We start from the raw sequence: 25,503 nt of genomic DNA on the forward strand, positions 1-25,503 counted from the left end.
CGACAGTAACGCTGAAGGATGCGCAGGGCAATTCAATAACAACCGGTGGCGAGACGGTAGTCATTACCGCAACGAAGGGCACGATTAGTGCCGTAATAGATGAAGGCGATGGTACGTACACAGCAACGCTGACTGCGCCGACGACAGTGGGTACTTCAACAGTTAGTGCCACAATTGGTGTTAATGCAATCACATCGACAGCTAGCGTACAGATCGTCCCTGGTACGCCATCAGCAACGATAAGTACTGTTACAGTAGACAATAATACGCTGACAGCAGATGGGACAAGTCAGGCAACAGTGACAGTAACGTTGAAGGATGCGCAAGGAAACGCAATAACAACCGGCGGAGATACGGTAGTCATTACGGCTACGAAGGGCACGGTAAGTGCCGTAATAGATGAAGGCAATGGCACTTACACAGCGACGCTGACAGCACCGACGATAGTCGGTAATTCCACGGTCAGTGCCACAATAGGCGGCAACGCAATCGCATCGACAGCTAGCATAACATTTGTAGCTGGTACGCCATCAGTAACGACAAGTACAGTTGCAGTAGATAACAATACACTCACGGCAGATGGAACGAGTCAAGCGACGGTGACGGTAACGTTGAAGGATGCGCAAGGAAACGCAATAACAACCGGCGGAGATACGGTAGTCATTACGGCTACGAAGGGCACGGTAAGTGGCGTAATAGATGAAGGCGATGGCACTTACACAGCAAAGCTGACTGCTCCGACGACAGTTGGTACTTCAACAGTTAGTGCCACAATAGGCGGCAACGCAATCGCATCGACAGCCAGCGTACAGTTCATCCCAGGTACGCCATCAGCAACGACAAGTATCGTTGCAGTAGACAACAATACGCTGACAGCAGATGGGACAAGTCAGGCAACAGTAACAGTAACGTTGAAGGATGCGCAAGGTAACGCAATAACACCCGGTGGCGAGACGGTAGTCATTAACGCTACGAAAGGCACGGTAAGTGCCGTAACAGATAAAGGTGATGGTACGTACACAGCAACGTTGACTGCGCCGACGACAGTTGGTACTTCAACGGTCAGTGCAAAGGTAGGCGGCAACGCAATCGCATCGACAGCGACTGTACAGTTTGAGTCCGGTACGCCATCCGCGTCGACCAGTACGGTCGCAGTGGGCGTTGGCACACTGACAGCGGATGGAACAAGTCAGACGAACGTAACGGTGACGTTAAAGGATGGACAGGGCAATGCAATAACAACAGGTGGTACGTCTGTTGCTATTATCGCAACGAAAGGAATAATAAGTGCAGTAACAGACAATGGCAACGGTACCTATACGGCGACGTTGACGGCTCCTACGACGGTGGGCACATCCACTATCAGTGCAACAATTGGTGGTAGCGCAATTACATCGACGGCGACTGTACAGTTCATCCCAGGTACGCCATCAACAACGACAAGCCTCGTTTCAGTAGACAACAGTATGCTGACAGCAGACGGAGCAAGTCAGGCAACAGTGACAGTAACGCTGAAGGACGCGCAAGGCAACGAAATAACGACCGGTGGTGAGACGGTTGTAATTACAGCAACGTCAGGAACTGTGAGTGCCGTAACAGATAAAGGTGATGGTACGTACACAGCAACGTTGACTGCGCCGACGACAGTGGGTACTTCAACAGTCAGTGCAAAGGTAGGCGGCAACGCAATCGCATCGACAGCGACTGTACAGTTTGAGTCCGGTACGCCATCCGCGTCGACCAGTACGGTCGCAGTGGGCGTTGGCACACTGACAGCGGATGGAACAAGTCAGACGAACGTGACGGTGACGTTGAAGGATGGACAGGGCAATGCAATAACAACAGGTGTTACGTCTGTTGCTATTAGCGCAACGAAAGGGACGGTAAGTGCAGTAACAGACAATGGCAACGGTACCTACACGGCGACGTTGACGGCTCCTACGACGGTGGGTGCATCCACTATCAGTGCAACAATTGGTGGTAGCGCAATTGCATCGACGGCGACTGTACAGTTCATCTCTGGTACGCCATCAACAACGACAAGCCTCGTTTCAGTAGACAACAGTATGCTGACAGCAGACGGAGCAAGTCAGGCAACAGTGACAGTAACGCTGAAGGACGCGCAAGGCAACGAAATAACGACCGGTGGTGAGACGGTTGTAATTACAGCAACGTCAGGAACTGTGAGTGCCGTAACAGATAAAGGTGATGGTACGTACACAGCAACGCTGACAGCACCGACGATAGTCGGTACTTCAACGGTCAGTGCAAAGGTAGGCGGAAACGCAATCGCATCGACAGCCAGCGTACAGTTCGTACCAGGTACGCCATCAGCAACAACAAGTATCGTTGCAGTAGACAACAATACGCTGACAGCAGATGGGACAAGTCAAGCAACAGTGACGGTAACATTGAAGGATGCGCAAGGCAACGCAATAACGACCGGTGGTGAGACGGTGGTAATTACAGCAACGTCAGGAACTGTGAGTGCCGTAACAGATAAAGGTGATGGTACGTACACGGCAACACTTACTGCACCAACGACAGTCGGCACAGCAACACTCAGTGCGACAGTAGGCGGCAATGCAATCACATCGACAACCAGCGTACAGTTCGTCCATGGAACGCCGTCAGCTTCGACAAGCACCATTGCAGTAGATAAGACGACAATGATGGCTGATGGAAAGAGCCAGACCAATGTAACGGTAACGTTGAAAGATGCCCAAGGTAATGCCGTTACAGTCGGAGGCGATTCGGTTTCGATTACAGTGTCAAAAGGAACTGTAGGAACAGTAGTGGACAAAGGTGATGGTACTTATGTCGCGACACTGACATCACCAACTGCACCTTCTAAGGTTTCGGTCACTGCCAAAGTCAACGGAAGTGCAATTGTTTCTCAGGTTGAAGTCCAATTTACAGCTGTTCCTAGCGTATACCCAATGCCTGGGAGCGATAATTCGGTTCCAGTTTCGATTAACGCTTCTCAAGTGTCGGGAATGGCAACAGTCCGTACCAATTCAGATGGAGAGAAGTGGTTGGATATTCAGATCGATTCCACTTCCATTACACAAGCGCTTGAATCACTTACGAATAGCGCTAAGCAAGAAGTAATGGTATCGACTCAATATGAAGCGGACAACTATGTACTGCAGCTTTCGGGAATGGCGGTGAAGTTGCTCAACGAACATGATGCTTCAATTATTTTAGCTACGAAACTTGGCCAGTACAGTCTGCCTCTCAATGAAATAGTGAAACAAGGCTCCGAATGGAATAATGAGGATGTCATTCAAATCACGATACAGACAAGCCAGCTCGATGAGTTGTCTGGACTGCAGGAAGAGGCAGCTGAGAGCGGTCTCCACTTGATTGGCGATCCCGTTCAATTCGAGGTTTACGTGCTTCATAATGGTGAAAGCAAAGAAATCACCACTTTTACAGGTTACGTTGAACGAATCATGTTCCTGCCGACGAATGCAGGAGAAGCATCGACGGTTATGGTGTGGGATGCAACAAAAGGTCTCCGTCCGGTTCCAACACAGTTTGTCGAAGTGGATGGACGTTCGGCTGCTGTTGTTCACAGTATTACAAACAGTGTGTATGTACTTGTATCTAGAACTTCAACGCTTACTGACATTCAGGATCATTGGGCTGCAAATGAAATTAGCGATATGAACCGCAGAATGATCATTAATGGGGTCAATGGCAGCGAATTCGCACCAGATAAGGCGATTACGCGTGCAGAACTTGCTGCATTGCTCGCAAGGGCGTTAGGATTGCCGCAATCGGATCAATCTGCGGGCTTCACTGACGTAAGCGATTCAAGCTGGTACAGTGCGTCCATTGCTGCGGTGAAAGCTTATGGACTAATGGATGGCTATAAGGATGGGACATTCAAACCGAACCAAGAGATCTCGCGTCAAGAAGCGATTGTTACCATGATCCGGGCACTGCAATTGACCAAGGGCGAAGCGGCATCAAGCTCTATTGGGTCGGAAGTTGATTTAGGTGCTTATTCCGATAACGGTCAAGTAGGTGAATGGGCGCGCACAGCCATTCAGACGGCAATCCAAGAAGGCTTAATGAAAGGTTATGGAGACGCACTATATCCGACAAAGTCGTTAACTCGCGCGGAGACAGCCGTTCTCCTGTACCGGATGCTGCAAAAAGCAGGATTTATTAACGAGTAGACGAAATCTTTCAACCAGATTGTTCTATATCTTATTTTGTAAAAGGCACCTAATTTGGTGCCTTTTACTTTTTCCGAAAACAGTAAATGAAGATGAAGTGATGACTTATATATAACGACTTCTAATTTTTCCTTTTGCATCATTTTGGGTATAATACTTGGTAGAAACGACTTGAAGTCATTAAGTTTGTGATTACTAATGATAGAGAATAAAGAAGAGAATGGGGATAGATATGGCGTACATCGTTGATTTTAAAAATGTGTCTACAGTTGGTCTCGAGTCATCGCCTGTAGTTGATGCACTTGCGGGTTTACGTGCGAATGAAGCCCGTTATTTCATGAACAAATACAAGCATGAATTCACGACGGTCCCAGCTAGCGAGGGTCAGAACAACATTGATCGAGTGACTCGTATTTTGAAAGAAGAACGCAATATTGAGTTTGCGGCTAAGCCATTAGAAACGACGAGATTCCAAGTGGAAAATATCGATTGGACCTTCGTGTTCTACGAGGATGGTCTCGCGGTTAACGTCCTGTACACGATTGATGATCCGAAGAAGCGGGCGGTTGGATTCAAGCTTTCAGAGGGAATGGAAATACCGCAGGAGCTGGAAAGTAAGTTTAAGTTCGCTAGACAGAAGTCTAAGCTTGCCGGAACGATCCGTGGCTCGTTTTTTGTGATTAAGGGTGAATATTAATTATTATAAAATCCTCTATTTCGTGTAATGGAATAGAGGATTTATTTTGGAGATGTATCCATGAACAATACCAATTGATTATGGAGAGGACTGATCCTATGAGTAGAATCCATCACGAAGTTCCGATCAGATGCACTGGAATTGCAGCGGTACTGCTTAGACGAACGGATAATGACCACAAAGTTCTTTTATTAAAACGTAACTCTGCAGTCCTTAGGGATACTTGGTGCTATATTGGCGGCGGTATTGAGGAAGGTGAGAAAGCTTGGGAAGCTGCTCTGAGAGAGATTCGAGAAGAAACGAGCATTACCCAAGTAGTCTTATACAATACCAATAAGTTCGATCAATTCTACTCGGCCCAAGCGGACTACATCTATGTTGCACCTGTATTTGTTGGATACGTGGATGACGATCAAGAGGTCATACTGAACCATGAGCATAGTCAATACGAGTGGTTGACGTTTAATGAGGCAATGGATAGAGTCAGTCTACCGGGAAACGATGAGGTACTTGCCTTTATTGAGAAGCATTTTGTAAGGAAGGCTCCTTCTGAATGGCTGCGTGTTAGCATGTAGCACAGTAAAGTGCATGGAATTAACGGTCGCGTGATTTTATAATAAAGAAACCAAAACCGAGTGGAGGTGGAAGGCTGTTGTCAATGGAGAAGCAGAAGGCCAGCTTAATGGGCGATTTTCTCTGTTTCGAGCGAATTCGAATTTATCCGTACTGCCCACCGTTTCAATGATGCGGCCTGCCCCTAACGCACGAGCCACTTGACCAAGCGAACTGCCCACACCGCCAGCAGCGGCGTGGATTAGAACGGTATCACCAGGCTGCATACGTGAGATATTCGATAGAATCATATACGCGGTTGTTGCATTGGAAGGAATCGGCCGCAGCTTCTGCAAGAGAACGACCTGCATGGAAGGCATCGTCAAGCGGGAACGCGAACAACCTCCGCATAACCACCGCTGTCTACAATGGATAATGCCGCGACATGTTGACCCACATGTAATCCGGTGACGTGCTCACCAACGGCGCGAATCGTACCGGATACCTCGATGCTGGGGCTGTATCGCGAACCGTCAAAACTTGAGAATCGCCGAACTGTGGGATAACAATAGCTTTCATATTCATCTTTCATACCTCCGTATTGGAAATGTTCTCGAAGTCCAGTATGGTTCATGGAAGACAAGTCAAACAGTTAAGCATTATACTGGTATTGAAAGTAATAGGCAGTTCATTAAGTCTCAGTCTCAGCATTTTGCTGCTGAGGCTTTTTTTATTTCGGCAGCAAAATAGTTGTTGACTGGACACTGTTCGGTGTCCTATAATCCAATCAGACACCAAATGGTGTCTGATTAATGAAGGTGAACCAATCGCGTAAGAGAGGGAATATGAAATCCATTAAGGAGGAATAGTCATATGTATATCATGTTTGTCATTCTTCAAAGCTTTCTGCTCGTTGCTATGTCATTTGGAGGTGCTACTAAGCTAACCGGTTCGAAAAATTTTGTAGAAATGTTCGATTCACTTAAGCTGCCGCAATGGTTTCGCGTCGTGACGGGAATCGTTCAACTAGCTGGAGCTGTCGGCCTTGTCATTGGTTATTGGGATCGTGAAATTGCGGCTTGGGCCGGGATCTGGCTCGGCGTCACCATGTTGGTTGCATTCCTGACGCATCTCCGGGTGAAACATCCAGTAGGGCAAGCCTTTCCAGCATTATTCCTTACATGCATTGCTGCTGCATTGGTAGTTGTGCAAGCCGTTTAAACCAATAAGAAGGCCCATCCATTGTGGATGGGCCTTCGCATTTAGCATACCTCTTACGTATGTTGGTCGTCTGTAGGTGGATTCAGATCATCACTAGTTGCGGTTTGATCATTCTGCTGCGATGTAGGGCTTGGTGCGGGCTTGGTGCGTTTCTTACGGCGATTTACAATGTAAATGATAAAGATGATGACGCCTATAACTGGGAGCAGCGGGACTAAGAAGGCAGCAACAATAACGATGGCTTTCCCGAGTTCGACAAGCATATCAGCGCTTTTATTCAGTGCATTGCCGGCTTTTTTCATAAGACTTGGCTGCACATCCAAGCTAACTTCGGAGCTATCTCCGTTAAGCGTCTGATACATTTTAATGTTAATAGTTGAGTATTGGACATTCTGGTCGATGTAGCGCATTCTGCCTTTTATCCGTTCAATATCCTCTTGAACCTGGGCAAGTTCATTGGAGAAGGCGACAAGATCTTTGGACGTTTTAGCGCTTTCCATAAAAGCGAGCAGACGAGCTTCGGCTACTTCTTTCGCTTTTAAGCGAGCGGTGAGGTCTGCATACTCTTCGGTTACGTCTTCGCCGTTAATGCTTTTGCTCAGCTTCTTATCTGGCATCTTGTCGATCGCATCGATGAACGTATTGAAACCATTGGCCGGCACCTTGATTTTGAAAGAGCCGCTCATTTCATTGGAGGATTGATCCTCGGTGAACGATAGCAAGAAACCGCCGCTGTTAGTAATTAACTTGTCAATTGTATTGCGTGCATTGGCAAAATCTTTGACCTGCATCCGAAGATCCGCCGTATAAATGACCTGGCGATTGAAGTCCGTCTGTGTGGACGTATCGGCTATTCCGCTGCTCGTCTGACTTGTTTCAGCTGCGGCCGTATCGGCATCGGCTGTTTCCGCTGTTGTTGTATTACTCGTTCTAAATCCATCCACTACTTTAGAATCTGCTTTTGACATCGGTGCTTCCGTAGCTGCTGTTGCTTCTGATTTCGATGAATCCTGACTACTGCTGCAGGCTGCAAGACTTGCTGTAAGCATGATGATTGCAAGCCAAACGCCGATCTTTGACGCAAACCTTTTTCTCTCTGTTCTCATATGGCGCCCCCTATGGCATGATTCGAGATGGAATTATCTAGCTGCATACCTTACAGACGTATGAATTACCATTAGGTTGCAATTCGTAAGTGAAAGATTGGCTATAGAGCATACGTTCTGTTTAAGGGGGACGCAAAAACCCACTCCGTATTTGAAGTGGGTATTGATCATAGATCCTATGAGATTAATGCACTCAGCTCAATGCGGCAGCAGTTTTGTACGGTCTAATGATACCGAATAACAGATGGAAGATGATACAGCCCAGCATGCCGCCGGCTGTGTTCAGAATCAAATCGTCGACGTCGAACATTCCGATACTGCACAGAAGCTGAATACTTTCGAGCAGTAGACATAGCGCAAAGGATAGGACGAATACCCATACATACAACCGAATGCCATGCATGCGACCATTCATGAGGAACGGGATAAACATGCCGAACGGGATGAACAAGCCAATATTTCCGTAGAATTGAATCGAATCGTATAGGGAATGACTATTCAAATTTTCTGTGATCGTACGGAACGGGATCAAGTTCGCCATTTCCCATCGATAATGGAGCCGACCCATGTCAGCAATAGCCCATTTAGCTTGTTTTAATAAAAACATAAGATCCACATGGGCAAATTTGAACAAGATGATTTTTACCAAAATGTACATATATACGACGAACAGCACCGCAGTCGGCATTGCTTTAATCGCTCGTAAACTTCTCATCGATGCATCCCGCCTTTCATAAAGACAGTATAGAGCAAGGCCCTAAATTAAAAATAAGTAAATCCTTAAATTTTCATAAAAATGTTATTCAGCTTGGATTTGACTTTGATGATCGAAGCGGAAATACGCGGAAGCTCACGAAGGACTGAAGAGGTCCTAAGTGAGCTTTTTTGCTGATTGCAAATATAATGCTGCGAGATCGCAAATTTCGATATTTTTCATAGAAGTGAACTAGTTAAATAGTCGCTAATAGTAGGTAAAATTATTCGGTATGATTATTTATGAGGGGGAAGTCGCGAGAAAAACTATTTATTTGCTGTAATAGATTACTAGGTCATCCTCACCAATATCTACATCTAAAGTTTCCACTCCTGCGTTGATCGAGTGTCTATTGCGCAGAAGGAGCGCCATGATGCGAACCATCGGGATGATAGCAGCTGCAATGCTGCTTATGCTCGGAACCGCCTCTTCCATAACTGTTATGCTAGTAATCGATATGTTGGAATTAGATGCAGCTTTAAAGGCGTTGTTAATGAATAGTCTTCTGCTACTAGATATGACCTTTCTCTTGCTTCCTGTGTCTATGTTCTGCTTCATAAATCCAAGTATTCGCAAATGGCTGAAGAATGGAGGGATCGCTGATGTAAAAGACCGTGCGAATGCCGCTCTTCTCGCACAGTTCAACGAAACGCTTCAAAGTCAATCCCGGCATATAGCGCTCGCGAATGAGCGATTGCATCAATTCGCCGAGCAGTTGATTCGTAATGTTAATACTGGGCATTCGGATCGCTGCAAGGATTACGATGCTGATTCAAATCAGATGTACACCGCTGCCGCTATGGAGGAGCTGACCCAATGCCAAGCGGAGGAAGCTGCTGCCGGCGTTGAGGTTGAGCCTCAGATCGAGACCAAACTTCCGGTCAATCTGAACATGGTCGATTGGGAATACAGCGATGTACAAATTCTTGTCGTAGACGGAGAAGTACATCAGCTGCATACGATAACGAGCTATCTAGAACCTCTTCGGTGGACAATAACAACCGCAATGAGCGACGCAGATGCGTTTAGTCAGCTCGAACAGAATCGATATGATCTTGTGCTGTTGGACACCTCGCTGCCAGGGTCTGCGATGTCGGGTTATGAGACTTGCGAGCACATTCGTCAGAAGTATTCGTCCGCGGAGCTGCCGATCATTATGATGATGCCGATGTGTGTGCCTGAGGAAATCATGCACAGTTTCAAATCGGGCGCCAATGATTATCTGCCTAAGCCATTCATCGGTCAGGAGCTGATTGCACGCATGGAGGCACGGCTCCAGCTGCGCAAGCTTGAGCTCCGATCGAAATCGATTTTGTCTAAAGTCGAGGTAGAGGTCCTTCGCTATTACAGCAGCCATCCGGGCTCAACACGTAAGGCCATGCTTGATCGAATAAACATGGAGCGGGAGCATCCGATAACGGAGAAGACATTGGCGAACCATATTACGAGCATTTTGCGCAAAACAGCCGCTTCCCGCATGAACGAAGCTGTCGCTGCTGCGAAGCGTAACCATTGGATTTGAATGTGATGTAGTGGAGTGAAAGATGAAAGCTGTCCCTAACCGGGTCAGCTTTTTCGTCGTTCAATCAGTCCTATTCCGACTAGGACTCCCTTCCGGAATCGCGATCCTAGCAGAATTGGGACTAGAAGGGGGAAGAGGTCCGCCCGTATGATTCGGAAATGGAGGAGCGTGATGCTATGAAGCTATCGGTCATCATACCCAGCTACAATTCAGACCGACTGCTGCTCATGGGTCTGGAGCTGCTTGTGAAGCAGCAAATGAATGAGCGTGACAGCTATGAAATCATCGTCGTGGATGATGGCTCGGACGACAATACAAGAGCCTATGTCGAGCAGCTTCAAGGTCAGTTTGCACAACTGCACTATGTATTCCGCCCTCGGGACAGCGCATCTTGTAGATCGAGAGCGCGAAACCTAGGCATCCAAACAAGTACAGGAGATGTGCTTTGTTTCTTTGACAGCGGAATTCTTGTGCCCTTGGATGGACTGGCCCGGATCGCAGCGTTCTATCGCAATCGTTCGATGGGTCGTCAGGTGTTGATGCATTACACGTATGGATTGAAGGTGGACCCAGCTGAAACCGACATTTCGATTGTGGATGGACTCAGCTATGAGGCAGCCGATAGCTATGTCCCTGTACTGACAGGAGAGGAATGGCAGGACTTCCGTCATGACTTGTTTTGCAGGGATGTAAGTGTTGTCGCCTCGCCATGGTATTACGGTTTCACCTGTGCGATGACCGTCCCGGCGATGCTCGTGGAGGAGGTCGGAGGTTTTGATGAGGCCTATTTGGGATGGGGCGTAGAGGACATTGATTTCAGCTATCGGCTGTACAGGCATGGTGCCTCGTTCCATCATCCGAAAGGGTTAGTTGTGTTTCACTATCCGCATCCGATTCACCATTCTGAGGAGAAACGGCACAATGAGATTCGCAACAAAGCGTATATGCATGCGAAGTTCGATGAATTGGAATCAGAGCTGTATTTGTTCTACGAAGGACCGTACTACACGTTTGTGATGGAGAAGCTGCGAGCGCTGCAGATGACGGATGTACTGCCGGCTCCTTATTCGGAGCGTTCATTGGCAGAGCTGGCTCGCACACATTTGCCAGGAGCTAAGCGATCGTTGTTGATAGGTCCTGATTGTCTGCGAACTGCAGAGCTATTGGGCACAACGCACCTATTCGCACACAGTCGTCCGCTAGTGGAGATGTATCAGCAGCAATTGCCGGATTGTCATGTTGCTTATTTACTCGGCTGCCGAACGTCATACGAGAATCAATATTTCGATGTTGTGATTGTTACGGATCTGTTTCGGTTGTTCTCGGTTGAACTGCAGGAGCATTGGCTGAAGGAGCTGTCGAGAATTGCCAAGCAAGTGGTGCTGCTCGTCTCCGAGCGTTTCAATGATCACCTCAATGTTGTTCTAAATAGTGGAACAGGGGAGGAATATGCCGTCGTCCCCAATCCGTTCCAACGCAAGTTGTTCATGGAGAGAGTGTATCAAACGACCGAGACTGAGCTAAGGCAGCGGATTGCTGCATGGCCTCGTGTTAGTGTCTGGGTAATGCCGAATTCTCATTTTATGGAAAAGGAAGGAGTTGCACATTATGAATAAGCTTGAAGAGCTGCAGTCTTTTATTACGGAAGTATGCGTAACGAAGATGAATATGGAAGTCCCACAAGAGATTAACCCGGAAGACAGTGTGGAGAAGAGCTTTCAGCTCGATTCGATCTCGATGATGGAGCTTATCGTTAATCTGGAGGAGCGCTACGGATGTAAAGTTCCGGATGAGGACCTAGCAGAATTGGGACTGAAGAGCATGCCTGCGCTGCTTGCCTACTTGGAAGGCCGAAGCGTGCATGCGTAATCGAGTTGTTGTTACTGGCTATGGCGTTATTACGCCGTTCGGGTATGGTGATTCGTTCATCCGTTCGCATGTATTCGAAGGCAGACATGCATTCTCGCCGGTTCGGAGCTTCGATACGAGGGGGACTTGTGCCAAATGGGGAGCAGAGGCGCCAATCAAGGAGCGTTCGTACCGGGCATTCAATCAGTACTGCTTGGAACAAGCGCTGAGTATGTCGGGACTAGATCCTGCAGTCGATCGTGAGCTGCTAGAAGATGCGGTCGTTGCAGTAGGCAATCTGGGCGAAGGCAACGTGTTGCTGCCGTATTATGCGCAGTTTCAGACGGATGAGGCGGCAGCTTCGGCGAATCGCGAAATAAGCGGTCGGGACCACGAATTCCAGACGGTTCATGCTAGCGAGCCGCTGTCGATTCATGATTCCATCCCATCTGTTCATGCCGATGAAATTGCCGCTCGGATCGGCTCGAGCGGCAGCTGCGTTGCCTTTACTAACGCGTGTGTAGCTTCGGCGAATGCGATTGGTTATGGCTTCGACCAGATTCGTAACGGAAGAACGAATTGCGCGTTCGTCGGAGGCATTCATGTTCTTTATCCGAAAAACTTTTATCAGTTCGACTCCAGTCGGGCGATGGCTGATCATACGGTTAGGCCGTTCTCGAAGGGACGGACGGGACTGTTGATCGGAGATGGTGCCGCCATACTGGTCCTTGAAAATCTGGATTGCGCCTTGCGGCGCGGCGCTAAGCCACTGGCCGAAATCGTCGGCTGGGGCGTCAGCTCGGATGGCTTCCATGTGACGCAGCCGGAGCCAGAAGGACGCGGACTCGCCTGTGCGATGGAGACGGCGCTGCGCAAGGCAGGCCTTGCACCACGCGACATCGATTATGTGAACGCGCACGGAACAGGCACCCCGCTGAATGACCGCTGCGAGACGAAGGCGTATAAACGAGTCTTCGGCGATTACGCCGGTCAAGTTCCAATCAGCTCGACGAAGTCGACAACTGGCCATATGCTCGAGGCGACTGGAGCGGTCGAGGCGATTATTAGCGTAATCAGCCTGCTGGATCAGCGAATCCCGCCAACTGCCAATTACGAGGAACAGGAAGAAGGAATGGACTTGGATTATGTGACTGAGGGGGCACGTAAGCTGCCTCTGCGGACGGTGATGTCCAATTCCAGCGCGTTTGGCGGGAACAATTGCAGCTTGATTGTGCAAAGGGGGGATTGGAATGTTGACAGTCGGGCTTAGCAGACAGCAGCAGGCCGATCTGGCATGGATGGACCACATGTTCGCGCTGACGGGCTGTTCATTCGTACCGGCTGGCACGGAGGTGCCAGCGATTCGCGGCTTCGTCCGGTCTCCGTTCAACCCACTCATCCATTATTCTGTCATGAACGCGGTAAGAGAATCAGGCGTGCTGGAATGTTCCATTCCTCCGACGCAGCGCGGCATTGTGCTGGGAAGCCAGTTTGTCGACGCTGTTACGGAAGAGGCGACAAGCACGGAGCTGCTGCTCAAGCAGCGAGTCAGTCCGATCCTGTTCCCGCAATCGGTGCCGAGCGCAATCATTGGCTATGTCGCAAAGGAGCTTGAACTGCACGGTCCGATGTCATGTATAGGGGCGACCAAGCTCGGTACGTTCAGCGTACTGCTGCAAGCGGCGGATTGGCTGGAGGAACTGTCCGCGTCATTCGTAGCAATCGTCATGTGCGATGTGCCATCTCGCAAGGCGGAGCAATGGATCAAGGACCGATTGGATTCGAAAGGGTCTGACATCGCCTTCGGTGGAGGCAGTGTCTGCGTGGTAATGGAGAAGAAAGAGACGGCAGCGCTGCGGAACCAGCCGATTCAATCGGTTCAGTCGTTCTATGACCGAATGAATCAACCAGCTGAGACGGTATTCCACGGAATGGCGGGCGGATTCCAGTCGGAGGCGTCATATGCGCATCCATGAGGGAGCGTTTGAACGAGTCGCGCTGCGCTGTGGCTCGGAGCAGCGAACCTACCGTCAATTGATTGATGTAGTTAAATCGAAGGTGAATGAGCTCGATCGGCTCGCGTGCATAAGGAAGCGGGTTGTGGTGGACTTACCGGACTCTTTCACGATGCTGGAATGGGTGTATGCCTTATGGCAAAGGGAGAACAGCTTACTGCTGCTTGATCCAAGACTTACGGCAGCGGAGAAAGCGGATCGTGAACGAATGTTCCGACCTGAGGCTGGAGTGAGCGTGCAGAACGGTGTGGCTTCCGCCGCATTTGGCGTATTCAGCCCTCAAGTCGATGCTGAGCTGGCGCTTTATCACGTAGAGGAGCAGATCAGTCAGACGGAATCGCCAGAACAGGATGCACTCATCCAGTTCAGCTCCGGATCGTCAGGCATTCCGAAAATGATTGTCCGTTCCAAACATTCAATCCTTGCAGAGCTTGAGGACTATGCAACTGAACCGTATTCACCCGGCACTGATAGTATGGTTCTCTGTTTGGTGCCGTTATGCCATTCCTTCGGTTTGCTGTCTTCAGCCATTCATACGCTAAGCCATGGCGGTACGCTCGTGTTTCCTGAGATGCTCAAGCCAGGCATCATCATGCAGACGATCGTCGAACAGCAGATCACCCATGTCTATGGCGTCGCATTCCATTATCAACTGTTAGCAAACGAGTGGGATAAGCAGCTGGAGACAGAGCATCGTTGGCACCCTGAACTCCGTCTTCTTTGTTCCGGTGGACCTTTTCCTGAGACGCTGCTGCAGACGATGTTAAGCCGCGGTTTGCCAGTCGGCCAACAGTACGGAATGAGCGAGGTCGGTTATATCGCGGTACAGTGGTCGGGCCTACCCATAGGCTCTGTCGGTTCCATCGCGAAACGCTTGCAGGCTGAGGTGACTGACGAGGGAGAGCTCGTACTTGCATTGAACCAGTCTCCGTATCGGTTCGAGCAAGCGCAGTGGGTTCCGCATTCAGGTACTGATCGAGAAGCGTATGCGGGAGGCAGACTGTTCACGCAGGATTTGGTTTCCTTGGACGAACTAGGCCGGTTGTATATCGGGAAGCGGAAGAATGACCAAGTGAGCATTGGCGGACTGAAGGTAGCGATATCGGAAATCGAGCAGGTGTTGCGTACACATCCTCAAATTGTTGATGCATGTGTTGTCAGCTATGAGCAGCCGTCGAGTGGTACCGTGCTTGAAGCGTTCGTTGTAAGCCATGAAGCGGCGGAGTTGGCGGAATCTATCATTAAAGAGTGGCTTAGTGACAGGCTGGCTCGTTATAAAATCCCAAGGCGCATTCGATTCATCAACGAAATTCCAGTATCGCCAGCTGGCAAAATCATACGTGGCGTCTTGCTAAAGGAGTATTGCCATGAACCTGCTGCAGCAAATTAGAGAGCTTGTCAGGCAAGCTCGGTTATTCCCGCAAGAGGTGGAGGTGGACGATGATGACGCACCGCTGCTGCTCGATTCCATGTCGACGATTCTTCTTATTACTTCGTTCGAGGATAAGTTCGGGGTTAACATCGATTACCGCACGGTGGATCTGAACAGCTTCCGCTCGATTCGTACGATTGAGCAGCTTATAGCCTCCCATGTGCAAGAGGGCGTCCGATGAAGTGGGCGCTGGCGACGGTTTCGTTCCGCTACCACCTGTATGCGTTGGACGCCATTGAGCAAATGGCGCGGTCATGTGGGTTTCAAGGGATTGAACTATGGGAGCCGCATTATATTCGACATCAGGCCGAGCTAATGCGACGTATCCATGGTGGCAGCGCCACAACGATGCTGCCCTTTGGCGTTCTTAGCGGCTACCTGGATACGACTGATTTCAGTCAGAATGATGCGAAATGGCGGTCAGCACTACAAGTCAAACTCGACAGCTGTTATGCCTTAGGTATTCCGACGCTGCGATTGTTTACGGGCACGAAGTCGAGTGCAGAAGCCACGCCTCGGGATTGGGTACAGTTCTTCGAGCGGATCGCGCAGATGAATGAGCTTGCAGCGCAAGCTGGGACAACCATCGTATTGGAGACACATCCGAATACGCTGCTGGATGCTCCGTCAGCGGTCGACCGTTTGGTCGCCATGATCCGTAGAGAAGGCTGGTCACGAATCGGGATCAACTTCGATGTGTTTCATGTGTGGGAGTTCGGTGACGGTGCCGTCGCACAGCGGCTGGCGGATTGGTATGACGTCGTGAAGCATGTCCATCTCAAAAATGCGGTACGTCCTACAAGGGACTTCGACATGCACAATGTATACCATCCGATGGGGCGGCTGCAAGATTCGGATTCCATCAGTACAGGAGTGGTAGAACTTGCGCCACTGCTGCAGCTGCTGCAGGACCGAGGGTATTCGGGTTACGCCACATTGGAATGGTTCGGCGAGGTGAGTGAGACGTTCTTCCTTCATGAGCTGGACAAGCTGAACCGAATGATACTTGTCGCAAAGGAATGAAGACAATGATCGCGATTACACAGCAATTGCCGCACCGGTATCCGTTTCTGTTCGTGGATCGGATTGTCGAGCAGGTGAATGGACAGCTGGTTCGTGGCTACAAGAATATTACGCACAACGAATGGTTTCTGGAAGGACATTTCCCCGATGAGCCAATTGTACCGGGGGTCATCATTACCGAAGCGATCGCGCAGCTGGCCGCCTTCGTGAACCTTCCGATTGAAGAAGTGGGCAGCAAGCCGAAGAAGGGTATGCTCGTGTCCATGAAGGCAGTCAAATTCTCGAAGCCTGTCGTTCCAGGAGACCGACTGGATCTGCAGTTCGAGGCCACGATGCTGCGGGGACCGTATCTGAAGGGCAATGGCCAAGCTTCCGTTGACGGTAAGGTTGTGTGCACGGTTGATGAAATGCTCATCTATACGCCCGAGCTGGTGGTAAGGAAGGAGACGGCGCGTTGCTGAAGCCAACATGGATCTTAATTTCGCCCGATGCTTTCCCGTTCAGTAAGGCCGGAGGAATCAGTGATTACGTCTACTCGCTGGCCTGCGCGCTGCGCGATAGCGGCTATGAGGTGGACATCTATACACCGTACTATGAGAAGCTGATGCGCGAGCCGTTCGAGCGGCAGCCATTTGAAGTGGTTTCGGATTCTATTTCATTTCGCCGCGAGCAGGTTATCTATGCGATTCATCGGACGAGCTATGAGGGGCTCCGATACCATTTTGTCCGCCAGCCCGAATTTTTTGGTAGAGATGAGATTTATGATCGGGGAGGCCGCTACGACCGGAACCTGAACCATTTCTCTTTACTTGGCAAAACGATGCTGCAAGACCTCGCACGACGTGGGATCGGTACAAGCGAACGTCCGGCGGTCATTCAAGGGAATGACATTTACGCTTCTCTGTTCGCCGCTTATTTGGATGAAAGGATCAGTGCGCAGAATGCTGGCATTACGGCGGTGTTCTGTATTCACAATCTCGGCGAGGGCTACATCGCGAAGAAGGAAGTGTACGACTATTTCAATGTCGATGAGGAGCTGAAGATGCGTTTTCGCGATAGCCATCGAAACTATGCTAGCTGGTGTGAGCTGATGCTGCCGCTCTTCGATCGAGTCGTAACCGTGAGCGACACGTATGCTCGTGAATTGATCGGCGGCCCGAGTGCGTTACACGCCCTGCTTCGGCATCGGTTCGAACAAGGCGACTTCCGAGGCTTTCTCAATGGTATCGACAACCGTTTCTGGTCGATCACCGGCAGTCCGCTGCTTCAAGCGTATCGCGCTGGCGCTTCCGATATACGCGAGATCAAGCATCGCTGCAAGGCTGAAGTGTGCGAACAGACAGGGTTTGATATCGATAAGCCGCTGTTCATCTTCGTTGGACGTATTTGTCGGCAAAAAGGGCTCAACACCATCGGCGCGATTGCCGCTGCTTGTCCCGAAGCCCAGCTGCTGCTGCTCGGCGATGGTGAGCCGCTTGACGCATTCATTGACTTTGAAGCGGACAGCGGGCATAAGCTCGTGCACCTCCGTCCCTATAGCGAGTCTCTGTGCCATCGCGTCATGGCGGCGGGGGATTACATGATCGTCCCTTCGCAATATGAGCCATGTGGACTCGTCGCGATGTACGCGGCGAGGTTCGGTACGATGCCGATCGTGAAGCATACCGGCGGACTGATCGAGATTGCTGCGCGGATTGGGCGGCATATTGGAATCGGAAGCTCCTATACGTTCCACAGCGATGATGAAGTGCTGGAGATTGTGCGTGAAATACACGCCTCAGGTAGAACAATCTCAGTGCCCGTTGAAGCGCTCGCTGCGCTGGAATGGAAATGGACCGACTCGATAGCGGGCATGGAACGTTTTGTATATGGGGGAGAGCAGCTCGTTCATGCTGCTGAGCGTACACAGCCATGACACAGGACATCACAGCCCATACACGATTCCGCACGTTGACGACTGCTGCACTGCTGCTGGCGATGCTGCTCGCTTCGCTGGATCAGGTTATCATCGCCACATCGATCCCTCAGATTGCCGCTGATCTGGGCGATTTGCAGCATTACGCCTGGGTGTTCTCAGCGTACATGATCGCTGAGCTGCTCGGTATGCCGATCTTCGGCAAGCTTAGCGATATGTACGGAAGGAAGCCTTTTATACTAGCAGCGATCGTCATGTTCATTATCGGCTCTATCTTATGCGGCATCGCGCAGTCGATGCCTGCGCTCATCATGTGCAGGGTATTGCAAGGACTCGGCGCGGGCGCGATTATGCCGATTTCGTTCGCGATTGTGTTCGAGATTTACCCACAGAAGCTGCGCAATCGAATGCAATCGGTGATGTCCGCCGTATATGCAATCTCCAGCGTGATGGGGCCGATTATCGGAGCGGTGTTGACTGACTATTTGAACTGGCGATGGATTTTCTACGTCAATCTGCCGCTTGGTCTTGTATCTCTGCTGCTGCTCAAGTTTTATCGCGAGATGAAGGTACAGGAGGAGAAGCCTGTCATTGACTGGCCGGGACTGCTGCTGTTGTTTGCATCGATCGTTAGCCTGCTGCTCCTGTTCGAGCTAAGTGGCAAAACGTTCAGCTGGTATTCATGGCAGATGATCGCTCTCGGTACGGCAGCTATAGCTGCACTTCTTACTTTCATCAGGGTGGAGTTAAGACGACGTCATCCATTCCTTCCAATCGAGCTGTTTCGCGGCCGGATGTTTGCGATTTGTCAGACGATTGGATTCTTCCAGGGAATGGTTATGATGGCGGCCTTTACGTTCATTCCGCTGTTCATTCAGACTGTCAATGGCGGCACGGCAACAGAGACAGGCAGCATGATCATGCCGCTGAGCATCAGCATTGTCGTCAGCTCCTTTCTTGGCGGCAAGCTGGTCTCCATGGTTAGCTTTCGCAACGCCTTGCTCATCTCCAACGGGCTGATCGTCATCTCGCTGCTGCTGTTCGGAAGAATGGATGCAACAACGCCAGATTGGCGCGTCGGTATGGATATGGTGCTGCTTGGACTCGGGATCGGGTTGTCGTTCCCGGTTATTTATAACGTCTCGTTGTCACGGATTAACCCTTCTCAATGGGGGACCGTGAATGCGCTCATCCCGTTCTTCCGCTCGGTCGGCGGCATTATGGGTGTTAGCCTGCTCGGCTCCATTCAATACCGTGATTTCCGAAGGGGTCTAGAGCAGCTGCCAGACACGATTGACCTATCTGTCGATATGACGGATGCGAGCAGCTTGCTGCGTCATATCGGAGAGCAGGGACAAGCGGCAACAGCTGAAGTGTGGCATATCGCTGCGGAGGCATTAATGCGCTCGATCGGTCATGTGTTTGATTGGTCCGTCGTTCTCGCGCTCGTGCCGCTCCTTGCTGGCTTGTGGATCGGCAGCAGCAAGCTACTGCCGGCTCCCGAGATTCCGCCAGAGCTGGCTGGACTGCCGCCGGAAGAGCTGCTGAAGCTGCTGCATCAGCGAGAGGCCTGAAGAGGTACAGCTGTACAAGGCGGCATGTCTTGCAATTACAGAGACAAGGGAGGAAACCGATTGCTGTTCAGCACCTATAACTGTGTGTTGGCGTCTGTGTACAACTACTTGGAGGGCGTTCATAAGCTTACGCCGTCACTTGAGGCTATTTGCTTCGAGCCGTCGCTGTTCGCCCTGCACAGCGTCGAAGGCATCGCAGCCATTGCACATCCGCTGCATATTGCGGAGCGCTATATGGCGAGGATCGGAGCCGACATTGCGTTCCCGGCGTTCGATGACATAGACGAAGCGCTTGCTTATGCCGATGAGCATTTGGCGCTGCGAGGCGGCTTGTCGTTCAGCATAAATTTGCGCTATGACGTGTTGGAGCCGCTGTCTTTCGACAACGATTTGTGGCATTTTCATTGGATGGTCGCGAGTCCGCGCACGCGTACCGGTCCTGACCTTGTTCGCAGCATCGTACCCGAACCGATTCGTGGTACAGGCGATTATCTTATGTTCGATCAATATGAGAATGAGTACTACCGAATGGACGAAGTGCAGCTTCGCCATGCGATCGATACGTCTTTTAATTATCGGGAAGATGGACGGTTCAAGCCATTCATGGAAATCCATTTGCCCGATCCGACACGTACAAAAGCCTTGATGGAGGCGGACACAGATATGCGGGGCAGGTTAGCCGCAGCTGTTGAGCGCTATCCGCTCGCGTTGAATCAAGACGTCTGGAATGCATGTCTCAAGGAGCTTGACCGCTATGCGATGGAGAAGCCTGATCAAGGCGCAATCTACCGTTACATGAACTTCGCTCAAATCATGATTCGCTGCCGTGAGGTCGTATGGCAGTATCTCGACCGGGAAGGATTAGGCGATTTCGAACCTCTGCAACAATGGCGCAATGGCTGGACGCAGTACCGCAGCGTGCTTGGCATTACGTTGTCTCGGAGAACAGCAGACGAGTTCAGACGACTCGTGGACAACTATGAAGGGATGATTGAATTGGAGCACTATGCGCTTGCAGCGATTGTAGAAGAGCTTTCGAGAACGAACAGCGCAATCGTACAAGGAGGGGGGACCACATGAAGCTAACGGGAGCTTATAACTGTGTACTAGCGAGCATCTACAACGCGCTTCGAATCAACTGCAGGCTAGAGTTTCCGATCCAAACAATGGTCGTAGTACCGCAGCTGTTCCGTCTGTACAACTGGAATCATTGGCTGTCTTCGCCGCCGCCGATGGAGATTGCTGAGCCGTTCCTTGCACGAATTGGCGCAGATCTTGGTTTTCCAGAGACAAAGGGGCTTGATGATGCTATTCAACAGGCTCGAGAACGATTACGGCAAGGCGAAGTCATTCCGGCTTCCATTAATCTTCGGTATTCGTATTTTGATCCGACGCCATTCGATAATGACTTCTGGAATTATCAGCTCATCACTGGCGTGACGAAAGAGGATCGCTTCTTGATGTTCGATATGTATCACGCGGAGGCTTACGAGGTGGATGAAGCGCGACTTCGCAGCATGATGGATACGTCATTCAACTACAGGAATGCCGGGGCCTTCACGCCTTTCATGGAGCTGATCGTGCGCAGCGATGAGCATGCGCACGCCGTGCTGCAAGGGATGAATGATCAAGTTGGGATGCTCGCCGCGGTGACTGCATATGACGCAGACGCGAATCTAGAGGCGGGACAGCTGTGGCTGGATCGGCTGCAGGCTCATCTTGCCAAGGTGGAGTCGGATCAATTCCATGCGGAGGTCTATCGGCTGATGGGGCATCTGATGCTTATTCTCAAGAGCCGAACGCAATTCATTCAAGCCGCTGCGACAATGGGACTATACGGAGACGCGGACGATGCGTTCGATGAGGGCTGGAACACGTTCGTGCATGCGGTACCGATGAACCTGTTCCGTCGCAGTCACGAGGCCTATTCGGACATGTTAACAGCCTATCGGGAGCTGATCGGCAGGGAACGAGATGGGCTGAATAGGATCAAGGAGCGGCTGGTTCGGCATGGCGCGATTAGCGGGGGCGTGACGAGTTAATCGGACAGTCGATTAGGAATAGGTGGTGTGAGCTGAATTTGTCATGACCATCGGCATAACCGTCTGCGGGTGAGCCGGATATTCAATCAGGGGGTAAAGCAATGTTCCATACGATCATACAATTCGGCGATCATCGCTATCCGTTCATGACAGGCGTCGGGGTGCTGGCTGAAGCGGGCAACTATGTGCAGGAGCTGCACATTCATCAATATATGATCATTACAGACGAGCATACGCCGGACCACATCGTGAAGGAGACGGAGGCGGCTTTCGGCCGATTAGCTCCGGTTCGCGTACTGACATTCCAGCCAGGGGAAGAGTGGAAAAATCTTAGCACCGTACACGAGCTGTGCAAGCAGGTGATCGATCTTGGCGCTGACCGGAGAACGGCCATCGTCGCACTGGGCGGTGGTGTTTCCGGTAATGTGGCAGGGATGGTGGCGGGCTTGTTATTTCGTGGCTTGCCGCTTATTCATGTGCCTACGACACTCATGTCAGCCTCCGATTCGGTGCTGTCGTTGAAGCAGGCGGTCAATCTAACGCAGGGCAAAAATCTTGTCGGCATGTTCTACACGCCGAAACTGATCTGCGTGGAGCTGCCATTCTTACAGTCGCTTGCAGAGCGGGATCTTCGATCGGGCATGTGTGAGCTCGTTAAGAATTTACTGGCGATATGCCCGGAACGGATTAACGAATATCGAAGGAAGCTTCGCCCTAACAATCAGTATGAACTGGACGAGCTGCAGCAGTTTATTGCGTTTTGCATCGAGGCGAAAACGAAGGTAATGGCGGACGATCCGTATGAGAAGAAGGACGGACTAGTGCTGGAATATGGCCATACGATCGGACATGCGCTGGAGTTGACGTGCAAGGGCAAGTACACGCATGGGGAGTGCATCTCATTCGGGATGCTCTGCGCCGCTTATATCTCACAGCGGCTAGGACTTCTGACTGCAGAGGAGACTGCGATGCATCATGAACTGCTTGAACGAATCGGGTATCAGGTCGAGCTGGAGCCTGAATGGCTTCCGATTATCGAGCAGTATGTGCAGAACGATAACAAGCGTGGATATCGAGAACGTCGTCCTGGCTGTACAGGGATGGTATTGCTTAACGGATTAGGAACCATTCACAGAGAGGATGACGCGTGGATTACGATGGTGGACAACTCGCTCATTAGCGAGGCGATTCGATCGGTGCAGGAGAGGAGGGCAATCATGCATGGAAGCCGAACATAAAGCAGCTGCAGCAACAGTCGTATTGCCACAATGGCCTCAATGGCCTCAATGGCCGATCGCGGATGAACGTACGCTGGAAGCGCTGCAGGAGGTGCTCGACAGCGGACGATGGGCGATTAGTGGTCCGCTGAATGATCCGGCGAAGTACGGCAAAGCGAAAGAGCAGCAGTTCGCCGAGCAATTCGCAGACTATTGCGGTGCCCGACACTGCGTCACGATGGATCACGGAACGTCTGCACTTATTGCAGCTCTAGAGGCGCTCGATATCGGCTTCGGCGATGAGGTGATTGTTCCAGGCTTGATGTGGGTCGCGCCAGCAATTGCGGTTTTATCCGTCAACGGAGTACCCGTGATGGCGGACATCGATCCCGCTACACTGTGCATTAGCGTCAATTCCGTCGAAGCGCATATTACACCTCGGACACGCGCTATTATTGCCATCCACATGTATGGCTGCATGGCAGATATGGATGCGCTTCGGGAGCTGGCGGACAAGCATGGGCTCGTTATTGTGGAGGATGCAGCCCATAGTCACGGGGCAGTATGGCGGGGGAGGAAGGCTGGCACGCTTGGTGATATCGGTGTGTTTTCTATGCAGCAGGGGAAGGTGCTTACCTGTGGCGAGGGCGGTGCTGCGGTCACGAATGATCCTGTGTTGAAGGGACGAATGGAAGCTTCTGCGTGGAATGCTCGTAAGCGAATCGAGGATACCCCGACGTTGCCGTTCTCGATGGGGCTGACCGAAGGCCTTTACCGATTCGGCACGAATCGCTGTCTCTCCGAGTTCCAAGCCGCAGTGCTGCTGGATCAACTGCCTCGACTAGATGGACAAAATGCGCTCCGCGAGTCGAACGCCCGTTATCTGGATCGTGAATTGTCCCAAATCCCAGGCGTGCTCACGGTGGAGCATCCCGAGCAGATCGACAGCCGCACCTATTACGGCTACGTCATTCGTATAGACTCGGAACGTTTCGGCTGCACAGCAGAAGAGCTTATCGATCGATTGCAGTTGCTGCTTGGCATGGGGGACTTCCTGCTTCATCCGGTGTATAAGCCGCTGTATCGCAATCCGTTGTATACGCCACATCCTAGGCGTCATGCAGCAATTGGCGAAGCGTACGCTGATGCGCTGGCAACAGCGGATATCCACCTTCCAGGCTGCGAGTTAATCTACGAGCAAGCCGTTGTGTTCCATCACTCGGTGCTGCTGGCAGCGCGTGATCAGTTGTCGCTCATCGTGGCAGCGATACGGGATTTGCACAAATAGATTGACAGGAATCCAACATATGGATATCGTAGTGGAGTATCACCTATCATTTATTTAATAGAAGAGAGGCTTACGTATGTCACCAGGCATTCATTTCATGAAGTTGAGGAAGTAGAACGATTTTCCTGAAAATCCCGATGAAGTTGGGGTTTATTTGGGTTACCGTTCTAGCTCAATGAATGAGATGGAGGCCTTTTTTGCGTCCAATAATCGATGCAAAGGGACTGTAACGCCCTCGGACTAGCTGTGAGTGACGCTGCATGAAATGCGGGATATTTCCGTCTATTTCGTGGGCTTTATCGATCATCCTCCATCTCATTAAGAAGTAGTTAATAGGTTTCTATAATGAATGAAGGGGAGATCAACAATGGAACAACGTAACAAACAATTAATCATTATCGATGGAATGCCGGGCTCAGGCAAGACCACTTGCGCAAGCATGCTTGGAGAGAAGCTAACGGCGTGGAACATCCCAAGCAGATGTATTCTGGAGCAGGAACCGCAGCATCCGCTCTTCATTCATGGCTATCGGTTTGAATCGCTTGAAGAAGAGGAGCAGGCAGATTTGTATATTGGCCTGCTTCAGCAGCGTTACCGGGATTTCGTGGAGGAGCGGCTTCAGAGCGAACAACAAGTGACGATCATCGAGAGCGTGATGCTTCAAGATACGATTAATTGCGCGCATCATATGGGGATGAACCGCGAGAAGCTGATTGATTTTGTAAACAGCTTGCAGGAGACCCTTGCGCCATTATCGCCGATGCTCGTGTACTTCTACCATCTGAATGTTGAAGGTCAATGGCGATTCATCTGCGGCGTTCGTGGCAATGAGTGGGGACCTGTTTCCTTGCATACGGATGAAGATTTCAGAGAAGCAGGAGCATTGTGGGGAGCCAGTCAAGCCTTCGTGAGATCTGTTGTCGACGAGTGGGATATTCCGAAGCTCATTATCGAGAATCGTGACTATACGTGGGACGAGTATACGAATCGCATCGTCCAATTCGTTGAGGCGAACGTACGTTGAGTTTTTGTTTTAACTAATAATGGTAGAATTCAAGCCATCCTGATAAGGGGTGGCTTTTTCGATTATGTCCGTTTGGCTAATAAATA

24 protein-coding genes are annotated in these 25,503 nt (G+C 50.6%); 20 read left to right on the plus strand and 4 right to left on the minus strand.

All coding sequences use genetic code 11. The features are described from left to right. From DFQ01_RS31005 to DFQ01_RS07230, 3 genes are all read left to right on the plus strand, one after another. A partial coding sequence (locus DFQ01_RS31005) for an invasin domain 3-containing protein (protein WP_181394738.1) occupies positions 1-4,187 on the plus strand: 4,187 nt, incomplete at its 5' end. A gap of 232 nt (positions 4,188-4,419) precedes the next feature. Beyond that, entirely contained in the window at positions 4,420-4,884 is a 465-nt protein-coding gene (locus DFQ01_RS07225) for a phage tail protein (RefSeq protein WP_110043198.1), read from the plus strand. Between the two features lie 98 nt (positions 4,885-4,982). Beyond that, positions 4,983-5,459 carry an NUDIX hydrolase gene (locus tag DFQ01_RS07230; protein WP_110043199.1) on the plus strand — a complete coding sequence of 159 codons (477 nt, stop codon included), beginning with the start codon at positions 4,983-4,985 and terminating at the stop codon, positions 5,457-5,459. Between the two features lie 36 nt (positions 5,460-5,495). Here the strand turns inward: DFQ01_RS07230 and DFQ01_RS30815 are convergent, their stop codons facing one another. Both DFQ01_RS30815 and DFQ01_RS32100 read right to left on the minus strand, forming a co-directional pair. Next, positions 5,496-5,822 carry a hypothetical protein gene (locus DFQ01_RS30815; RefSeq protein ID WP_146216839.1) on the minus strand — a complete coding sequence of 109 codons (327 nt, stop codon included), beginning with the start codon at positions 5,820-5,822 and terminating at the stop codon, positions 5,496-5,498. Beyond that, on the minus strand, positions 5,819-6,070 hold the full coding sequence (locus DFQ01_RS32100; RefSeq protein ID WP_425452370.1) for an alcohol dehydrogenase catalytic domain-containing protein: 252 nt from the start codon (positions 6,068-6,070) through the stop codon (positions 5,819-5,821). The genes DFQ01_RS30815 and DFQ01_RS32100 overlap by 4 nt, the downstream gene beginning before the upstream one ends. A 239-nt stretch (positions 6,071-6,309) precedes the next feature. Between DFQ01_RS32100 and DFQ01_RS07235 the strand changes: the two genes are divergently transcribed. Then, positions 6,310-6,657 (plus strand): DoxX family protein, encoded by a 348-nt coding sequence (locus DFQ01_RS07235; RefSeq protein WP_110043200.1) that lies wholly within the window; start codon positions 6,310-6,312, stop codon positions 6,655-6,657. A gap of 53 nt (positions 6,658-6,710) precedes the next feature. On the opposite strand, the gene DFQ01_RS07240 is transcribed toward DFQ01_RS07235, so the two are convergent. After that, positions 6,711-7,763, minus strand: a complete 1,053-nt coding sequence (locus tag DFQ01_RS07240; protein ID WP_110043201.1) for a DUF4349 domain-containing protein — start codon at positions 7,761-7,763, stop codon at positions 6,711-6,713. A 193-nt stretch (positions 7,764-7,956) separates the two neighbouring features. Then, on the minus strand, positions 7,957-8,478 hold the full coding sequence (locus tag DFQ01_RS07245; RefSeq protein WP_110043202.1) for a VanZ family protein: 522 nt from the start codon (positions 8,476-8,478) through the stop codon (positions 7,957-7,959). Positions 8,479-8,887: 409 nt separating this feature from the next. Between DFQ01_RS07245 and DFQ01_RS07250 the strand changes: the two genes are divergently transcribed. The 16 genes from DFQ01_RS07250 (at position 8,888) to DFQ01_RS07325 (ending at position 25,417) form a co-directional block, all read left to right on the plus strand. After that, positions 8,888-10,039: a response regulator transcription factor gene (locus DFQ01_RS07250; protein WP_110043203.1), complete on the plus strand. Its 1,152-nt coding sequence runs from the start codon at positions 8,888-8,890 to the stop codon at positions 10,037-10,039. 176 nt (positions 10,040-10,215) lie between these two features. After that, positions 10,216-11,655, plus strand: coding sequence for a glycosyltransferase family 2 protein (locus DFQ01_RS07255; protein WP_174812712.1), 1,440 nt, complete (start codon positions 10,216-10,218; stop codon positions 11,653-11,655). Next, the gene (locus DFQ01_RS07260) at positions 11,648-11,908 is read left to right on the plus strand and encodes an acyl carrier protein (RefSeq protein ID WP_110043205.1); all 261 of its coding nucleotides are present in this window, start codon (positions 11,648-11,650) and stop codon (positions 11,906-11,908) included. Before DFQ01_RS07255 ends, DFQ01_RS07260 begins: the two co-directional genes overlap by 8 nt. Continuing rightward, positions 11,901-13,157, plus strand: coding sequence for a beta-ketoacyl-[acyl-carrier-protein] synthase family protein (locus DFQ01_RS07265; RefSeq protein ID WP_110043206.1), 1,257 nt, complete (start codon positions 11,901-11,903; stop codon positions 13,155-13,157). Before DFQ01_RS07260 ends, DFQ01_RS07265 begins: the two co-directional genes overlap by 8 nt. Continuing rightward, positions 13,138-13,863, plus strand: coding sequence for a beta-ketoacyl-[acyl-carrier-protein] synthase family protein (locus DFQ01_RS07270; RefSeq protein WP_110043207.1), 726 nt, complete (start codon positions 13,138-13,140; stop codon positions 13,861-13,863). The genes DFQ01_RS07265 and DFQ01_RS07270 overlap by 20 nt, the downstream gene beginning before the upstream one ends. Beyond that, positions 13,850-15,292 carry a class I adenylate-forming enzyme family protein gene (locus tag DFQ01_RS07275; protein WP_110043208.1) on the plus strand — a complete coding sequence of 481 codons (1,443 nt, stop codon included), beginning with the start codon at positions 13,850-13,852 and terminating at the stop codon, positions 15,290-15,292. Before DFQ01_RS07270 ends, DFQ01_RS07275 begins: the two co-directional genes overlap by 14 nt. Beyond that, positions 15,270-15,515, plus strand: coding sequence for a hypothetical protein (locus tag DFQ01_RS07280; RefSeq protein ID WP_110043209.1), 246 nt, complete (start codon positions 15,270-15,272; stop codon positions 15,513-15,515). Before DFQ01_RS07275 ends, DFQ01_RS07280 begins: the two co-directional genes overlap by 23 nt. Then, positions 15,512-16,357, plus strand: coding sequence for a sugar phosphate isomerase/epimerase family protein (locus DFQ01_RS07285; protein ID WP_110043210.1), 846 nt, complete (start codon positions 15,512-15,514; stop codon positions 16,355-16,357). The genes DFQ01_RS07280 and DFQ01_RS07285 overlap by 4 nt, the downstream gene beginning before the upstream one ends. A gap of 5 nt (positions 16,358-16,362) precedes the next feature. Beyond that, the gene (fabZ, locus tag DFQ01_RS07290) at positions 16,363-16,818 is read left to right on the plus strand and encodes a 3-hydroxyacyl-ACP dehydratase FabZ (RefSeq protein ID WP_245946564.1); all 456 of its coding nucleotides are present in this window, start codon (positions 16,363-16,365) and stop codon (positions 16,816-16,818) included. Beyond that, positions 16,812-18,272, plus strand: a complete 1,461-nt coding sequence (locus DFQ01_RS07295; protein ID WP_110043212.1) for a glycogen/starch synthase — start codon at positions 16,812-16,814, stop codon at positions 18,270-18,272. Before fabZ ends, DFQ01_RS07295 begins: the two co-directional genes overlap by 7 nt. Beyond that, positions 18,269-19,846 carry an MDR family MFS transporter gene (locus DFQ01_RS07300; RefSeq protein ID WP_110043213.1) on the plus strand — a complete coding sequence of 526 codons (1,578 nt, stop codon included), beginning with the start codon at positions 18,269-18,271 and terminating at the stop codon, positions 19,844-19,846. The genes DFQ01_RS07295 and DFQ01_RS07300 overlap by 4 nt, the downstream gene beginning before the upstream one ends. A 60-nt stretch (positions 19,847-19,906) precedes the next feature. Beyond that, the gene (locus tag DFQ01_RS07305; RefSeq protein ID WP_110043214.1) at positions 19,907-20,926 is read left to right on the plus strand and encodes a hypothetical protein; all 1,020 of its coding nucleotides are present in this window, start codon (positions 19,907-19,909) and stop codon (positions 20,924-20,926) included. Next, positions 20,923-21,888: a hypothetical protein gene (locus tag DFQ01_RS07310; protein WP_110043215.1), complete on the plus strand. Its 966-nt coding sequence runs from the start codon at positions 20,923-20,925 to the stop codon at positions 21,886-21,888. Before DFQ01_RS07305 ends, DFQ01_RS07310 begins: the two co-directional genes overlap by 4 nt. Positions 21,889-21,989: 101 nt before the next feature. Further along, on the plus strand, positions 21,990-23,126 hold the full coding sequence (locus DFQ01_RS07315; RefSeq protein WP_110043216.1) for a 2-deoxy-scyllo-inosose synthase: 1,137 nt from the start codon (positions 21,990-21,992) through the stop codon (positions 23,124-23,126). Further along, complete coding sequence (locus DFQ01_RS07320; protein ID WP_174812711.1) at positions 23,110-24,393, plus strand: DegT/DnrJ/EryC1/StrS family aminotransferase; 1,284 nt, start codon at positions 23,110-23,112, stop codon at positions 24,391-24,393. Before DFQ01_RS07315 ends, DFQ01_RS07320 begins: the two co-directional genes overlap by 17 nt. A 367-nt stretch (positions 24,394-24,760) precedes the next feature. Further along, complete coding sequence (locus tag DFQ01_RS07325; protein ID WP_110043218.1) at positions 24,761-25,417, plus strand: P-loop NTPase family protein; 657 nt, start codon at positions 24,761-24,763, stop codon at positions 25,415-25,417. The last annotated feature ends 86 nt before the right edge of the window (positions 25,418-25,503 follow it).

It is taken from the genome of Paenibacillus cellulosilyticus, from assembly GCF_003182255.1.
Lineage (GTDB): Bacteria > Bacillota > Bacilli > Paenibacillales > Paenibacillaceae > Paenibacillus_T > Paenibacillus_T cellulosilyticus.

What these genes read in the sequence shown, in the direction of transcription:
- DFQ01_RS07225 (WP_110043198.1), top strand. Translation starts at nt 4,420, where the DNA reads ATGGCGTACATCGTTGATTTTAAAAATGTGTCTACAGTTGGTCTCGAG.
- DFQ01_RS07230 (WP_110043199.1), top strand. Translation starts at nt 4,983, where the DNA reads ATGAGTAGAATCCATCACGAAGTTCCGATCAGATGCACTGGAATTGCA.
- DFQ01_RS32100 (WP_425452370.1), bottom strand. Translation starts at nt 6,070, where the DNA reads ATGAACCATACTGGACTTCGAGAACATTTCCAATACGGAGGTATGAAA.
- DFQ01_RS07235 (WP_110043200.1), top strand. Translation starts at nt 6,310, where the DNA reads ATGTATATCATGTTTGTCATTCTTCAAAGCTTTCTGCTCGTTGCTATG.
- DFQ01_RS07240 (WP_110043201.1), bottom strand. Translation starts at nt 7,763, where the DNA reads ATGAGAACAGAGAGAAAAAGGTTTGCGTCAAAGATCGGCGTTTGGCTT.
- DFQ01_RS07245 (WP_110043202.1), bottom strand. Translation starts at nt 8,478, where the DNA reads ATGAGAAGTTTACGAGCGATTAAAGCAATGCCGACTGCGGTGCTGTTC.
- DFQ01_RS07250 (WP_110043203.1), top strand. Translation starts at nt 8,888, where the DNA reads ATGATGCGAACCATCGGGATGATAGCAGCTGCAATGCTGCTTATGCTC.
- DFQ01_RS07255 (WP_174812712.1), top strand. Translation starts at nt 10,216, where the DNA reads ATGAAGCTATCGGTCATCATACCCAGCTACAATTCAGACCGACTGCTG.
- DFQ01_RS07260 (WP_110043205.1), top strand. Translation starts at nt 11,648, where the DNA reads ATGAATAAGCTTGAAGAGCTGCAGTCTTTTATTACGGAAGTATGCGTA.
- DFQ01_RS07265 (WP_110043206.1), top strand. Translation starts at nt 11,901, where the DNA reads ATGCGTAATCGAGTTGTTGTTACTGGCTATGGCGTTATTACGCCGTTC.
- DFQ01_RS07270 (WP_110043207.1), top strand. Translation starts at nt 13,138, where the DNA reads ATGTTGACAGTCGGGCTTAGCAGACAGCAGCAGGCCGATCTGGCATGG.
- DFQ01_RS07275 (WP_110043208.1), top strand. Translation starts at nt 13,850, where the DNA reads ATGCGCATCCATGAGGGAGCGTTTGAACGAGTCGCGCTGCGCTGTGGC.
- DFQ01_RS07280 (WP_110043209.1), top strand. Translation starts at nt 15,270, where the DNA reads ATGAACCTGCTGCAGCAAATTAGAGAGCTTGTCAGGCAAGCTCGGTTA.
- DFQ01_RS07285 (WP_110043210.1), top strand. Translation starts at nt 15,512, where the DNA reads ATGAAGTGGGCGCTGGCGACGGTTTCGTTCCGCTACCACCTGTATGCG.
- fabZ (WP_245946564.1), top strand. Translation starts at nt 16,363, where the DNA reads ATGATCGCGATTACACAGCAATTGCCGCACCGGTATCCGTTTCTGTTC.
- DFQ01_RS07300 (WP_110043213.1), top strand. Translation starts at nt 18,269, where the DNA reads ATGACACAGGACATCACAGCCCATACACGATTCCGCACGTTGACGACT.
- DFQ01_RS07310 (WP_110043215.1), top strand. Translation starts at nt 20,923, where the DNA reads ATGAAGCTAACGGGAGCTTATAACTGTGTACTAGCGAGCATCTACAAC.
- DFQ01_RS07315 (WP_110043216.1), top strand. Translation starts at nt 21,990, where the DNA reads ATGTTCCATACGATCATACAATTCGGCGATCATCGCTATCCGTTCATG.
- DFQ01_RS07320 (WP_174812711.1), top strand. Translation starts at nt 23,110, where the DNA reads ATGGAAGCCGAACATAAAGCAGCTGCAGCAACAGTCGTATTGCCACAA.
- DFQ01_RS07325 (WP_110043218.1), top strand. Translation starts at nt 24,761, where the DNA reads ATGGAACAACGTAACAAACAATTAATCATTATCGATGGAATGCCGGGC.